We start from the raw sequence: 13,987 nt of genomic DNA, 5'->3' as shown, positions 1-13,987 counted from the left end.
CACAAAACGTAAGCTGATGCTTCCGAAGCGAGTTTTACTGCGAAGTGGTTTCAATGGAGTAATGCTCCGTAAAACATTCAGGAGGTGGGAAATGATGCAGCCGTCATGTATATCAAGTGAAGCGGAGGAGGAGATTAGCCGCCACCCTTGCTACAGCGAGGAGGCCCACCGGTTTTATGCCCGGATGCACATCCCGGTTGCTCCCGCCTGTAACATCCAGTGCAATTACTGCAACCGCAAGTTCGACTGTGTAAATGAAAGTAGGCCGGGCGTGGTCAGTGAAGTGCTTACGCCGGAGCAGGCAGAACGAAAGGTGAGGGGCGTTGCCGCTCAGCTGATGCAGCTCTCGGTAGTGGGTGTGGCCGGACCCGGAGATCCTCTGGCGAATCCGGAACAGACGTTTGATACCTTTGCCCGGGTCAAGAAGTATGTGCCAGATGTGTCACTCTGCCTCAGTACTAACGGACTTACGCTGTACCGGCATGTGGATGAGATTATCGAGCTTGGCATCCGTCATGTCACCATCACCATCAATGCCATTGATCCTGATGTCGGCCAGGCGATTTATCCCTGGGTATTCGACGAAGGGGTCCGGTACGAAGGAAGGGAAGCAGCTGAACTGCTGATCAGCCGTCAATTGCTGGGGCTTGAGATGCTGGCGAAGCTGGGGATTCTGGTCAAAGTGAATTCGATTATGATTCCGGGGGTCAACGATCATCATCTGCCCGCCGTGTCCCAAAGAGTAAAAGAACTCGGGGCCACACTGCATAATGTAACACCGCTGATTATCGCACCGGGCAGCCAGTACGAAGCGGATGGGCGCAAGGCGCCCCGTCCGAAGGAATTGTTAAATCTGCAGGAGCTGCTCGGCCGTGACGGAATGAAGGTCATGCGCCATTGCCGCCAATGCCGGGCGGATGCGATCGGGCTGCTGGGCCAGGACCGCAATCAGGATTTCCCGCTTGAAGCAATGGAAGCTGAACCGGTCATTAATGAAGAAGCCAGGGCAATGTTCCAGCGTGAGCTGGATACCAAAATCCGTGAGCGCGTCAAAGCTAAACAGGCCAGACGCATTCAGGCAGGCGGACCGAAGACCAGAGTCGCAGTGGCTACAAGAGGCGGCGACAAGGTCAATCAGCATTTCGGGCATGCCACTGAGTTTCTGATTTATGACACTGACGGCGCAGATGTACAGCTGCTGGGTGTCCGCAAGATACAAGCATACTGTCATGGCAAAGCAGACTGTAACGGTGACAAAACCGCCACGCTGCAAGAAATCATATCCATTCTAAGTGATTGCCGCATTCTTCTCTGCTCCGGTATCGGTGACGCTCCAAGAGCCAGCCTGAACAAAATCGGAGTCTTGCCCCTCGTCCGCAAAGGCGGAATTCAGGAAGCCATTCTCGAAAGCGTCAAGTACAGCTCTTATTTTGAAAATATAAACATTTCGAAGGGATGATGAACAATGAGACAAATAGCTTTCTACGGTAAAGGCGGTATCGGTAAATCGACAACTTCACAAAACACCCTGGCTCAGCTGGCTACTAAATTCGGACAAAGAATCATGATCGTTGGTTGTGACCCTAAGGCAGACTCCACCCGTCTTATATTGAATACGAAAGCCCAGAACTCCGTGCTTGAACTGGCGGCTGAGCTTGGCTCGGTAGAGGATCTTGAGCTTGAAGATGTATTGCAGACAGGTTTCGGTGACATTATCAACGTAGAATGCGGCGGACCTGAACCGGGTGTAGGCTGCGCAGGACGCGGGATCATCACCGCCATTAACTTCCTTGAACAGGAAGGCGCTTATCAGGATCTGGACTTCGTATCCTATGACGTACTTGGTGACGTTGTATGCGGCGGTTTCGCAATGCCAATCCGCGAAGGCAAGGCGCAAGAGATCTACATTGTCTGTTCCGGTGAGATGATGGCGATGTACGCAGCGAACAATATCGCCCGCGGTATCCTGAAGTATGCTACCAGCGGCGGTGTAAGACTGGGCGGCCTGATCTGCAACAGCCGTAACACGGACCGTGAAGATGAGCTGATCATGGAGCTGGCCCGCCGTCTGAACACGCAGATGATCCATTTTGTACCGCGCGATAACATCGTTCAGCACGCCGAGCTGCGCAGAATGACCGTTGCCCAATATAACCCTACCCACTCGCAAGCCCTGGAATATGAGAAGCTGGCTGAGAAAATCCTTAACAACAAAATGCTGACCATCCCTACTCCGATCTCGATGGAAGAGCTGGAAGAGCTGCTGATGGAATTCGGCATCATCGAAGATGAAGAAGCTGCGATCAAGAAGCTGCAGGCTTCCGGTCAATAAGACTCTAAGCCATCAAGAAAAGGAGGGTCAATACATGGGACTGAATATCGAAGAAAATAAAAAACTGGTAGAAGAAGTTCTGGAAGCTTATCCGAAAAAAGCGAGGAAAGACCGCGAGAAGCATTTCCAGGTTGCTACCGATAACGCAATAGATTGCGGGACTTGCGCAGTCAAGTCCAACATTAAATCCCGGCCGGGTGTGATGACTCCGCGCGGTTGTGCCTATGCAGGCTCCAAAGGTGTAGTATGGGGGCCGATCAAGGATATGGTTCACATTAGTCATGGACCGGTCGGCTGCGGTCAGTACAGCTGGGGCTCACGCCGTAACTTCGCGAACGGTACGCTGGGCATTGACAACTTTACGGCGATGCAGATCACCAGTGATTTTCAGGAGACGGATATTGTCTTCGGCGGAGATAAGAAGCTGGCCGTAATCATGCGTGAAATCACCGAAATGTTCCCGCTGGCCAAAGGGATCTCGGTTCAATCGGAATGCCCGGTCGGTCTGATCGGCGATGATATTGAAGCGGTATCCAAGAAGATGTCCAAAGAGCTGGATATGCCGATTGTTCCCGTGCGCTGTGAAGGGTTCCGGGGGGTCAGCCAATCGCTGGGCCACCATATCGCGAACGACGCCATCCGCGATTTCGTCATGGGCCGTGCGGAGCTGGCGGAGACCGGCCCGTATGATGTCAACATTATCGGCGACTATAATATCGGCGGTGACGCCTGGGCCTCCCGTATCCTGCTGGAAGAAATGGGCCTGCGCGTGATTGCCCAATGGTCAGGGGACGGCTCCCTCAATGAGCTGGAAGTGGCTCACAAGGCGAAGCTGAACCTGATTCACTGCCACCGTTCAATGAACTACATGGTGGATCATATGGAGAAGGCTTACGGCATTCCCTGGCTGGAATACAACTTCTTCGGGCCAACGAAGACGTATGAGAGCCTGCGGGCGATTGCGGCCCTGTTCGATGCAACCATTCAAGAGAACTGCGAAAAGATGATTGCCAAATATAAGCCGGTGATGGATGCCATTATCAATAAATTCAGACCCCGGCTGGAGAATAAAACCGTCATGCTGATGATCGGCGGACTACGTTCCCGCCATACCATCGGAGCGTATGAGGATCTGGGGATGGATATCGTGGCTTCCGGTTATGAATTCGCCCATAAAGATGACTACGAGAAGATGCTTCCGATGCTGCAGGAAGGAACAATCATTATGGATGACCCTACAGCCTATGAGCTGGAAGAGCTCACCCAGAGAATGAACATTGATCTGGTAGGTTCGGGTGTGAAAGAGAAGTATGTGTATCACAAAATGGGTGTTCCGTTCCGTCAGATGCACTCCTGGGATTACAGCGGTCCGTATCATGGCTTCGACGGATTTAAGGTTTTTGCCAAGGATATGGATATGACGGTGAACAGCCCGGTATGGGATCTGGTCACCCGGAAATCCAAAATCCAGCCAGAGGAGGCGAGCATATGAGCAAGGATGAACTGAACATTAAAGATAATACGAGCTTGTTTAAGGAAGAGCGTTATGTTCAGCAGCGGGAGAACAAGAAACAGTTCGAAGCGCCTTGCAGCGAGCAGGAAACTGCTGAAGCACTCGCTTACTCCAAATCCGCTGAATATATGGAGAAGAACTTTAACCGCCAGAATGTGGTCATCAATCCGCACAAAGCCTGCCAGCCGCTGGGTTCCGTAATGGCCGCGCTCGGGTTTGAGAAAACACTGCCGTTTGTACACGGCTCGCAGGGCTGCAACGCCTACTTCCGCAGCCATCTCAGCCGCCACTTCAAAGAACCGACGCCATCCGTTTCCACATCAATGACAGAGGATGCAGCCGTATTCGGCGGAATGAACAACCTGATCGATGGTCTTGAGAACAGTGTCGCGCTGTACAAACCGGAGATGGTTGCGATCTGTACCACCTGTATGGCTGAGGTTATCGGGGACGACCTGAATTCCTTTATCGGCAATGCCCGGATTAAAGGGGTGATCAGTGAAGAATATCCAGTGGCTTACTGCAATACACCGAGCTTCGTCGGTTCACATATCACTGGCTATGACGCCATGATCAAAGGTATTCTGAGCTACCTCTACACCCGTTCGGGAATCGAGAGTAAGCCTGGAAGCGGTGCGGATAGCGGTGAGAAGCTGAATGTTCTGCTTGGCTTTGAGCCATACACCGGTAACTTTGCTGAGCTCCGCAAGATTCTGGCAGCTTTTGATACGAAGTACACCATCCTGGGAGATCACAGCGGGAACTATGACTCACCTGCCACAGGAGAATACGAGTATTACTATGGCGGCACGAAGCTTGAGGATGTTCCGCAGGCAGCCAATGCACTGGGAACCCTGTCCCTGCAAAAATATACGCTGAAGAAGACGCAGGAATATATCAGTGGCACCTGGAATCAGCAGATTTCTGCATTATCCACGCCGCTTGGGATTAAAGGTACGGATCAATTGCTGGAGGCGATCAGCGAACTGACCGGCCTGCCGGTTCCTGCTTCACTTACTGAAGAACGCGGCCGCGTAGTAGATGCGCTCATGGACAGTCATCCTTACCTGCACGGCAAGCGGGTTGCGCTTGTAGGTGATCCGGATCTGCTGATCGGACTAATCGGCTTCTGCCTGGAAACCGGAATGGAGCCGGTGCATATCGTCTGCTCGAACGGTGATGTCGATTACAATGAAGTGAAGTTCAAGGATGAAGCAGAGGCGCTTCTCGCCACCAGCCCGTACGGCTCAGAAGCAACTGTGCATGTGGGTAAAGATCTGTGGCATATGCGCTCGCTGCTGCTGAATGATACGGTTGATCTGGCCATTGGCAGCTCACATCTGAAATTCGCCGCTAAGGATGCCGATGTACCGCTGATCCGGGTCGGATTCCCGATCTTTGACCGTCATCATATGCACCGTTATCCCATTATCGGGTATCAGGGGACGTTGAATCTGCTTAGCTTGATTGTGAATACAATCCTTCAGCAGCTCGATGATAATCATTCCGGATTTAATTTCGAGCTGGTGCGCTAAACGGGATTTATCAGCTATCTAAGTTAAAGTGATCACGGAAGGTGATTGGGATTACTGAAACTTTCTGAAATGTAATTTATATTATAAAGACAACTTTTTGAATAAATGTAAAAAATAACTCGCCTGGTCTCCCTGGTCCCCGGTACATTCGGCAACGGTTAATATGACCGCAATCCGGGGGCAGCGGAGGGCCGGGATTCTTGCCATCATGTGCAAGTGCCGCCTCAGGAACAGCGCAAGATATGCGTGAAACACAGCATCTTAAGCGAAGGAGATGAAGAGCCGATGGACCCTGTTCGAAAAGACGAATTTGATTCCGAGGCTTGCGGGAGCATAGCTCCAAAGGCAAAGCCCTGTCCGCGGCCCAAACCGGGTGAAGCAGCTGGAGGCTGCTCCTTCGACGGAGCCCAAATTACGCTGCTGCCGATTATGGACGCTGCACATCTTGTCCATGGACCGATTGCCTGTGCCGGAAATAGCTGGGAGAGCAGAGGAACGTTATCAAGCGGCCCCTGCCTGTCCCAATATGGCTTCGCTACGGATCTTACGGATTCCGATATTATTTTTGGCGGCGAGAAGAAACTGAAGGAAAGTATCGACTATATTGCCGAGCGCTTTGCGCCTCCGGCAATATTTGTATATTCAACCTGTGTGACTGCGCTGATTGGCGAAGATATGGATGCGGTCTGCAAGACTGCGGCTGAGCGGATCGGGATTCCTGTGATCCCCGTGAACAGTCCCGGCTTCGTCGGCAGCAAGAATCTCGGCAACCGGCTGGCCGGGGATGCCCTGCTGCAGTATGTCATCGGTACAGGAGAGCCGGAGCCGCTGACACCTCTGGGTGTGAATCTGATCGGAGAATATAATATTGCCGGTGAGATGTGGGATATCGAGAAGCTGATGAACAGTGCGGGGATTACGGTAACCTCGCGGATAACGGGAGATGCCCGTTACAAGGAAATTACCTGGGCACACCGTGCCAAAGTGAATATGGTGGTCTGCAGCCGGGCACTGCTGGGCCTTGCCAAGGAGATGGAATCCAGATACGGCATTCCATATTTCGAAGGCTCGTTCTATGGTGCCAAGGAAACGACCTATTCGCTGCGGCAAATGGCGTTTCTGATGAATGACCGTGAGATGGAGCGGCGGGTGGACCGGCTCACAGAACGGGAAGAAGCCCGGTTAAGCCAGGATCTGCGGCCTTACCGCAAGCTGCTGAAAGGGAAACGGGCGGTGCTCTATACCGGCGGTGTCAAAAGCTGGTCGGTGATCTCGGCGCTGAAGGAGCTTGGCGTCCAGGTAGTCGGGGTAGGCACTAACAAGAGTACAGAGGATGATGTACGGCGGATTGCTGACCGGGTGGGCGACGATACGGAATACATTCCTGAAGGCGGAGCAAGCCGGATTATTAAGACGGTCAGGGAGCGCAAGGCTGATATTATGATTGCCGGCGGACGCAATATGTACGTGGCAATGAAAGAGCAGATCCCTTTCATTGATATTAATCAGGAGCGGCACAAAGCTTATGCCGGATATGAGGGATTGCTGAGGCTGGCCAAGGAGCTGACCTATTCGCTGGCCAATCCAATCTGGAAGCTGGCCGCAAGTCCTGCCCCATGGGATAAGGAGGCTCATCCTTATGACCGTTAACCGGAGAAAGAAGCCGGCATCGGTCAACCCGATGAAGATCGGACAGTCGCTGGGTGCCGTGCTTGCACTGCAGGGCTGTTACCGGGCCATGCCGCTGATTCACGGCTCACAGGGCTGCTCAGCTTTTCCGAAGGCGCTGCTGACCCGGCATTTCCGGGAACCGATTGCCGTACAGACCTCGGCGCTGCAGGAGATGGATGTCATCTTCGATGCCAACCGTAATCTGGAAGAGGCGCTGAATCTGGTGCTCAGTAAGCACCGTCCCGATATCATCGGCATTATTGGAACAGAGCTGACTGATGTGGCGGGTGTGGATTATCAGAACATGCTGAAGACGTATAAAAGAGAACGGAATATGCGCGGCGGTCTCGCCTTCTCCGTCGTGCTTCCGGATTTTCGCGGATCATTGGAATCGGGCTTCAGCTCTACGGTAGAAGCCATGATCGACGAGATGATCCAGCAGGTCGGGCACCGGGGGTCCAGGAGCGTAAACACCCGGCAGATCACCTTGCTGCCCGGATCTTTCTTAACCCCGGCCGATGTAATGGAGCTGAAGGAGATTATCTCCTCCTTCGGATTCGAGGTGATTGCGCTGCCGGATATCTCGACTTCCCTTTCCGGCCATCTGCTCACCGGCTTCTCGCCGCTGACCCGGGGCGGGGTTCCGCTGGATTCCATGCTGCAGAGTCTGCAGTCCGGACTGACAATTGCCATAGGCGGGAGCATGGAGCGTCCGGCCCGGCGGCTGCACAATGCCCTGGGCACGCCTTATAAGGTATTCGAAGGCGCAATGGGGCTCAAGGCTTCCGATGAACTACTGCATTTCCTGCATCAGATCAGCGGGGAGCCGGTACCGCTGCGTTATTGCTGGCAGAGGGAGAATCTGCTCGACAGCATGCTGGATGCCCATTTTCAGTTTGCCGGAATGTCGGCTCTGACGGCGCTGGAACCGGATCATTTGTATTCTGTCTCGGGATGGCTGGAGGAGCTGGGTGTAGAGCAGAAGGCGCTGATTACCTCGTACGAAACCCCGCTCGTTGCCGGAATGGAACGTGAAGTATGGGTAGGGGATCTGGACGATGCCGAGGTACTCGGGAAGGGTGCGGATCTGTGGATCAGTAATTCCCACGGGATCGCGGGTGCACAGCGGATCGGGGCAGCCTTCATGCCGGCCGGATTCCCGGTCTGGAACGAGCTTGGTGCTTATATGTCTGTCTCGGTCGGGTACAGAGGCGCTATGGAATGGAGTAATAAAGCAGGGAACTTGTTAATGCAAAGGGAGGCAGGACACCGTGAAAGTAGCGTTCGCCACAGATGATGGAAACCGTGTGAATGCCCATTTCGGACAAAGTCCGATGTTTGCCGTATATAATGTAACGAAATCCGGTGCAACTCTGGTTGAGCTGCGTAAGCTGCCGGCTGTGCTGAACCAGGATGAAGCAGGCAAAATCGACAGCCGCCTGGATACGGTCAGCGACTGTACATTGATCTTCATCATGCAGATCGGTGCGTCAGCGGCGGCGCGGGTCACTCGGCGCAAGATTATGCCGGTGAAGGTGCCTTTCGGCAGTCCTATAGATGATCAGCTGAAACGGCTGGTGGAGATGCTTCAGGGCAAGCCGCCCATGTGGCTGGCCAAGGTTCTGCGGGCGGAGGAAGCCGGAGAGAGCGAAGGGGGAGAAGCGAATGGAACCCATGGCTAATGAGCATGCGGCACTGCAGGATACGGGAATTCCGGAAGCTGCGGGAAGACAGCGCAGCCGGAAAGTGCGCAAGGAGCTGAATCAGGAGACAGCGGATGCTCTGGTCCGGCGGTTGTGCCATCTGCTGGATGCCGGAGATTTCTTCGGGCGTAATAGCATGCTGCCGCCGCTGGAGAAGATCGGGAAGCTGTTCCTGGCTACTGCCGAGGATCAGAATCAATCTGAATTCAATTGTGCCGTGTCACCGAAGGTCCGCCAGCAGGTGCCGCTGCTCTTCCAGGCGATGGCCGGAGTCATGGAAGAAAGAACGGGCCTTATGATCCAGAGTACCGCCGAGATTAACGGCGAGGGCTTCGGACGGGGGCTGCTGTACAGCGGCAGAGTTATTCTGGTGCTCAAAAGCTTACGCGCCGGCGCCCCCTTCCCGTTCACTTCTGCAGAGAAGACGATCCGGTACGGGGTAGAGTGTATAGAAGAAGGGCAGGCTTTTCTGGATAAATACAAGGTGATGACTTCAGAGTACGGGCTGCTCAGCCTGGAGGGCTAGAGCAAATCTTAATTCGCAGTTACAGGGGGATTCAGGAATGGAGCAGCTTGCCGGAGGTTTGGAGCTGGAACGGTATGCCCGGCAGCTGAAGCTGCTCGGGGAAGACGGGCAGAGGGCACTGAAGGAAGCGACAGTCATGGTGGCCGGAATCGGCGGACTTGGCGGAACAGCGGCACTCTATTTGGCGGCGGCAGGTGTCGGCAAGCTTATTTTGGCCCATGAGGGAATCATTCTCGCACCGGATCTTAACCGGCAGATTCTGATGGATAGTGATCATTTGGGACATGAGCGTATGAGTACAGCTATTGCTCAGCTGAAGCGGCTGAATCCGCACGTGGAAATTGAAGGCTATAATTCTAAAATTGAATATAACGCGGCCAGACCCTGGGTAAGGGATGCCGATATTGTGATCGATGCCCGGTACGATTTCCCTGAGCGTTATGCGCTGAACCGTCTGTGTGTCGATACGAACACGCCTATGGTGGAAGCGGCAATGTATGGCTTTGAAATATCGCTGACTACTATGATTCCAGGACTGACGCCTTGCCTCGAATGCCTGTATCCGGATGTGCAGCCGCAGTGGGAGCCGTTTGGGTTCCCTGTTCTGGGTGCGACCTCCGGGATTGCGGGTTGTCTGGCAGCGCTGGAAGCCGTAAAATGGATTACAGGGGTAGGGACAACTTATGCGGGCGTAATGCATCGCTTCAGCTCACTCGACTTCGCCTGTTATAGCGTCCATATTACCCGTAATCCGAATTGCGCTTGCTGCGGAGAAGGAGGTAAACCGTGAAAAGTCTCAAGCTATGTGACACGACACTGAGGGATGGTGAACAGGCGGCTGGAGTTTCATTCACGAGGGCGGAAAAGCTGGAAATCGCAAAGTTGCTGTCGGAGTGCGGAGTAGAGCAAGCAGAGGTAGGGATTCCTGCCATGGGCAAACGGGAGCAGGAGGATATCGCGGCCATCGCTGAATTGGGACTGCCCATGAAGCTGATGACGTGGAACCGTTCGGTTCCCGGAGATATTGACAAGGCAAAGGCTACCGGAGTGAACTGGAGTCATATCTCCATTCCGGTGTCGGAGATTCAGCTGCAGGGGAAGCTGGGGCTGTCGCAGCGGGAAGGCCTGAACAAGCTGCTTCGGGCAGTGGAATACGGGCTGCGGCAGGACATGACGGTGTCAGTAGGCATGGAGGATTCCTCCAGGGCGGATATGAATTTCCTCATTGAAGTGGTGAATATACTATATAAGGAAGGCATCCGCAGGTTCCGTTATGCGGATACCGTCTCGGCGCATCATCCGGGGCAGATGGCGGACCGGGTGAGCCGGCTGCTGGGTGCAGTGCCTGGTGATGTGGAGCTGGAGGTGCACTGCCACAATGATTTCGGTCTGGCCTGCGCCAATACGCTCAGCGGCGTTGCTGCAGGGGCGGTATGGGCCAGCACGACGGTGGCTGGAATCGGTGAACGGACCGGCAATGCGGCCATGGAGGAAGTAGCCATGGCCTGGCGCTATTTGTACGGCGGTGAATGTGCGGTCAGGCTGGATCTGCTCAAGGGCTTGGCTGACAAGGTGATTAGCGCATCCGGCCGCAGTGTCGGTGACGCGAAGCCGATTGTGGGGCAGCTTGCCTTCACCCATGAATCGGGGATTCATGTGGACGGGCTGATGAAGGAGCAATCGACATATCAGTCCTTCGATCCTGCGGAGGTAGGCCGGGCTCACCGTTTCGTGCTCGGCAAGCATTCCGGCAGCGGCGGTGTGACCCATGTGCTGGAGCAGCGGGGGCTTGAGGTCAGTGCCGATACGGCCGGCCGTCTGCTGGAGAAGGTGCGTGAATATGCGGAAGCCCGCAAAGGCACCGTGCCGGAGTATATGCTCGTGCAATGGCTGATGGAAGAGCAGCAGCGGGCTCAGAATGCGGTATAGAACAGCAATGAAGTGTTGATCATATAAGCAGCGCCGGTTTTCCTAAGGGAGGACGGTGCTGCTTTTTTATTTTTTTGCTGTGAAACCGCCATTTTCTGAAAAGATAACTTGCATAGCTTACAGGAAGCATCTACACTTTGAGCAGGATGTTAATCGGAAAAAAGCAAGGAGAATGGACAGCTATGACTTTGAAGAAAACGATCTTTTTCGATATTGACGGCACGATTTATGATGAGGAAAAGCAGATTCCCCCGTCCACCAAAGAGGCGATAGCCGAACTGAAGAGGCGCGGCCACCATGTGGCGATTGCTACCGGAAGAGCAGACTATATGTTCGAGGAGTTGCGCGGGGAGCTGGGGATCGATTCTTATGTCTCGCTCAACGGGCAATATGTAGTGTATGAAGGAAAGCCGGTGTACAGCAATCCGATTGAGAGGCCTACGCTGGAGGATCTCACGTTGTTCGCTGAGAAGCTGGATCATCCTGTGGCGTACACAGATACGGCGGGGATGAAGGTAAACGTAGCGGATCATGAGTATATCAAGACGAGCATCGGTTCGCTGAAGCTGGTGTTTCCGACGCATGATGCGGAATATTTCCTGAAGAATGACACGCATCAGGCGATGATCTTCTGCCCGCAGGAGAGTCAGGCTATATACACTGAGCGGTATCCGCAGCTGAATTTCATCCGCTGGCACCCGCTGTGTATGGATGTACTGCCGGGCAACGGCTCCAAGGCTAACGGGATCGCGGAAATGCTGAAGGTCATCGGCGTGGAGAAGGAAGAGGTATACGCGTTTGGCGATGGTCTGAATGATGTGGAGATGCTGGGATTTGTCGGCTATGGTATTGCCATGGGCAATGGGGAGGCTGAAGCGAAGGCTGCCGCCTCTTACGTAACGAAGCATGTCAGTGAGGACGGGATTTACGAAGGCTTGAAGATGGTCGGACTGCTGTAAGGCAGGGAATGGACAGTGTAAGCGGAAGCGCTGGTTACCTGGACTGAGGACGCCGCCCAAGGAGTATCCTATTGCAGATTGTGCAGTAGGATGCTCTTTTTTTCGTGTGGCCGGCTTCCAAAGGGCGGGTTGTCCGGCAATAGTATATGTTATTGGTGGACGGGGTGTGATAAGGCGGGTGAACAATTTCCGGCCTGTCTGGGTGAATATAACTTGTCCGACCGGTACAAATCACCAGTTTTTCCTAAAATAAATATTTGCCTACGGGATGAATGTCCATGCCCTGCCCTGGGTAAACGGAGTAGGATACATAAAGTCCACTGGAGGTGTTGATAATGGGTCGCCCTGAACATAAGAGAAAAAAACGTATCTGTAAAGATGAAGTGTTAGAATGCCCGCTGCCAAAGATTAAACGTCCGAAACGAAAACTGCATGACAACAAATGCAACTGCAAGAAGATTATCGTCAAAAAGCAGATAGTCCGCGTTAATATTCCATTGGGGGCACTGGGAGCAGCAGGTGCCGCCGGAGCTTTAGGCGCTGCCGGAGCTGTGGAAGCGCTGGGCGCGGCGGGAGCCGCCGGGGCAGCAGGCGCGCTTGGCGCAGCAGGTGCAGGCGGAGCACTGGGTGCACCGGGCGCTGCCGGAGCACTCGGTGCTGTCGGCGCGGCCGGAGCGCTGGGAGCCGTAGGCGCAGCAGGTGCCTTGGGTGCCCGGGGAGCAACCGGCACGCTGGGTGCCGTTGGTGCCGCAGGGCTGCTGGGTGCGGCCGGAGCCGCTGGCGCACTCGGTGCGGTTGGGGCCACAGGCGCACTCGGCGCTGCCGGCGTCGCCGGAGCTTTGGGTGCCGCAGGCGCGGCCGGGGCAGCAGGCGCGCTGGGGGGCATTGGTCCGGCGGGGATTGCCGGACTGCTCGGGCCCGCAGGGCCGGCGGGCGCAGCTGGGCCAGCGGGACCTGTAGGTCCCGCCGGAGCAGTGGGGCCTGTAGGACCTGCTGGAGCCGCCGGAGCAGTAGGACCAGCGGGTCCCGCGGGAGCAGCCGGAGCAGTGGGACCAGCGGGTCCCGCGGGAGCAGCCGGAGCAGTGGGGCCAGTAGGCCCCGCAGGAGCTGCAGGAGCAGTGGGGCCAGTAGGCCCGGCGGGAGCAGCCGGAGCAGCCGGTGCCACGGGCGCCACAGGCGCGGCTGGTCCAACCGGAGCCACAGGCGTTGCCGGCCCGGCTGGTGCTACTGGTGCGACCGGAGCCACTGGCGGGATTGCCCAGTTCGGTTATGTATATAATCTAGGTGCACAGGTGGTGCCGATTGAGGCGGATGTATCTTTTGATACGAATGGGTTTCTTACGCCAGGAATTACACATGCTCCGGGTACGACCACCATTTCGGTCACCAATGCGGGTGTCTACGAGGTTAATTTCTCGGTATCCGGTGTAGAGCCGAGCCAGTTTGCCCTATTCGTCAATGGCGCACAGGTTCCGGGAACGGTATATGGTTCAGGTGCAGGAACGCAGCAGAATACCGGGCAGGCCATTTTCTCCCTGTCCTCCGGAGATGTGCTGACGCTGAGAAATCACAGCTCGGCAGCAGCAGTCACACTGCAGACACTGGCTGGCGGAACACAGGCGAATGTCAATGCGTCGATTGTAATTAAGCAGCTGGCTTAGCGGTTAAACAGACTGAATTGAAGGTTATAGAACAGGCTTGGAGAGAGGCGGGGTACCGGGAGCGGGTATCCTGCCTTTTTATTATGCGTAAATTACAAAATGTAGCATTCAAACGCAACCTGGAACCATAAGCATCCGTCATATTATAGAGATTCCAT

The 13,987-nt window shown here is 54.7% G+C and carries 12 protein-coding genes; all 12 read left to right on the top strand.

Annotation, left to right across the window (positions count from 1 at the left end):
* Positions 1 to 91: 91 nt before the first annotated feature.
* The gene (nifB, locus tag PBOR_RS28185; protein WP_052429669.1) at positions 92 to 1,459 is read left to right on the top strand and encodes a nitrogenase cofactor biosynthesis protein NifB; all 1,368 of its coding nucleotides are present in this window, start codon (positions 92 to 94) and stop codon (positions 1,457 to 1,459) included.
* 6 nt (positions 1,460 to 1,465) lie between these two features.
* The gene (gene nifH, locus PBOR_RS28180; protein WP_042217170.1) at positions 1,466 to 2,332 is read left to right on the top strand and encodes a nitrogenase iron protein; all 867 of its coding nucleotides are present in this window, start codon (positions 1,466 to 1,468) and stop codon (positions 2,330 to 2,332) included.
* A 34-nt stretch (positions 2,333 to 2,366) separates the two neighbouring features.
* The gene (nifD, locus tag PBOR_RS28175) at positions 2,367 to 3,824 is read left to right on the top strand and encodes a nitrogenase molybdenum-iron protein alpha chain (RefSeq protein ID WP_042217169.1); all 1,458 of its coding nucleotides are present in this window, start codon (positions 2,367 to 2,369) and stop codon (positions 3,822 to 3,824) included.
* Positions 3,821 to 5,380, top strand: coding sequence for a nitrogenase molybdenum-iron protein subunit beta (gene nifK / locus PBOR_RS28170; protein WP_042217168.1), 1,560 nt, complete (start codon positions 3,821 to 3,823; stop codon positions 5,378 to 5,380). The genes nifD and nifK overlap by 4 nt, the downstream gene beginning before the upstream one ends.
* A gap of 246 nt (positions 5,381 to 5,626) precedes the next feature.
* Entirely contained in the window at positions 5,627 to 7,030 is a 1,404-nt protein-coding gene (gene nifE, locus PBOR_RS28165; RefSeq protein ID WP_245647926.1) for a nitrogenase iron-molybdenum cofactor biosynthesis protein NifE, read from the top strand.
* Entirely contained in the window at positions 7,020 to 8,348 is a 1,329-nt protein-coding gene (gene nifN / locus PBOR_RS28160) for a nitrogenase iron-molybdenum cofactor biosynthesis protein NifN (protein WP_042217166.1), read from the top strand. Before nifE ends, nifN begins: the two co-directional genes overlap by 11 nt.
* Positions 8,323 to 8,733 (top strand): nitrogen fixation protein NifX, encoded by a 411-nt coding sequence (gene nifX, locus PBOR_RS28155; RefSeq protein WP_042217165.1) that lies wholly within the window; start codon positions 8,323 to 8,325, stop codon positions 8,731 to 8,733. Before nifN ends, nifX begins: the two co-directional genes overlap by 26 nt.
* Positions 8,717 to 9,280 (top strand): DUF269 domain-containing protein, encoded by a 564-nt coding sequence (locus PBOR_RS35755; RefSeq protein ID WP_052429668.1) that lies wholly within the window; start codon positions 8,717 to 8,719, stop codon positions 9,278 to 9,280. The genes nifX and PBOR_RS35755 overlap by 17 nt, the downstream gene beginning before the upstream one ends.
* A gap of 37 nt (positions 9,281 to 9,317) precedes the next feature.
* The gene (locus PBOR_RS28145) at positions 9,318 to 10,070 is read left to right on the top strand and encodes a HesA/MoeB/ThiF family protein (RefSeq protein ID WP_042217164.1); all 753 of its coding nucleotides are present in this window, start codon (positions 9,318 to 9,320) and stop codon (positions 10,068 to 10,070) included.
* Positions 10,067 to 11,209: a homocitrate synthase/isopropylmalate synthase family protein gene (locus PBOR_RS28140; RefSeq protein ID WP_042217163.1), complete on the top strand. Its 1,143-nt coding sequence runs from the start codon at positions 10,067 to 10,069 to the stop codon at positions 11,207 to 11,209. Before PBOR_RS28145 ends, PBOR_RS28140 begins: the two co-directional genes overlap by 4 nt.
* A gap of 182 nt (positions 11,210 to 11,391) precedes the next feature.
* The gene (locus tag PBOR_RS28135) at positions 11,392 to 12,168 is read left to right on the top strand and encodes a Cof-type HAD-IIB family hydrolase (protein WP_042217162.1); all 777 of its coding nucleotides are present in this window, start codon (positions 11,392 to 11,394) and stop codon (positions 12,166 to 12,168) included.
* 335 nt (positions 12,169 to 12,503) lie between these two features.
* Positions 12,504 to 13,829 (top strand): BclA C-terminal domain-containing protein, encoded by a 1,326-nt coding sequence (locus PBOR_RS28130; protein WP_052429667.1) that lies wholly within the window; start codon positions 12,504 to 12,506, stop codon positions 13,827 to 13,829.
* Positions 13,830 to 13,987: the final 158 nt, after the last annotated feature.

It is taken from the genome of Paenibacillus borealis (assembly GCF_000758665.1).
GTDB lineage: Bacteria > Bacillota > Bacilli > Paenibacillales > Paenibacillaceae > Paenibacillus_AQ > Paenibacillus_AQ borealis.
The sequence above is the reverse complement of the archived record's forward strand: the minus strand, read 5'-3'. Positions and strand labels throughout refer to the sequence as shown.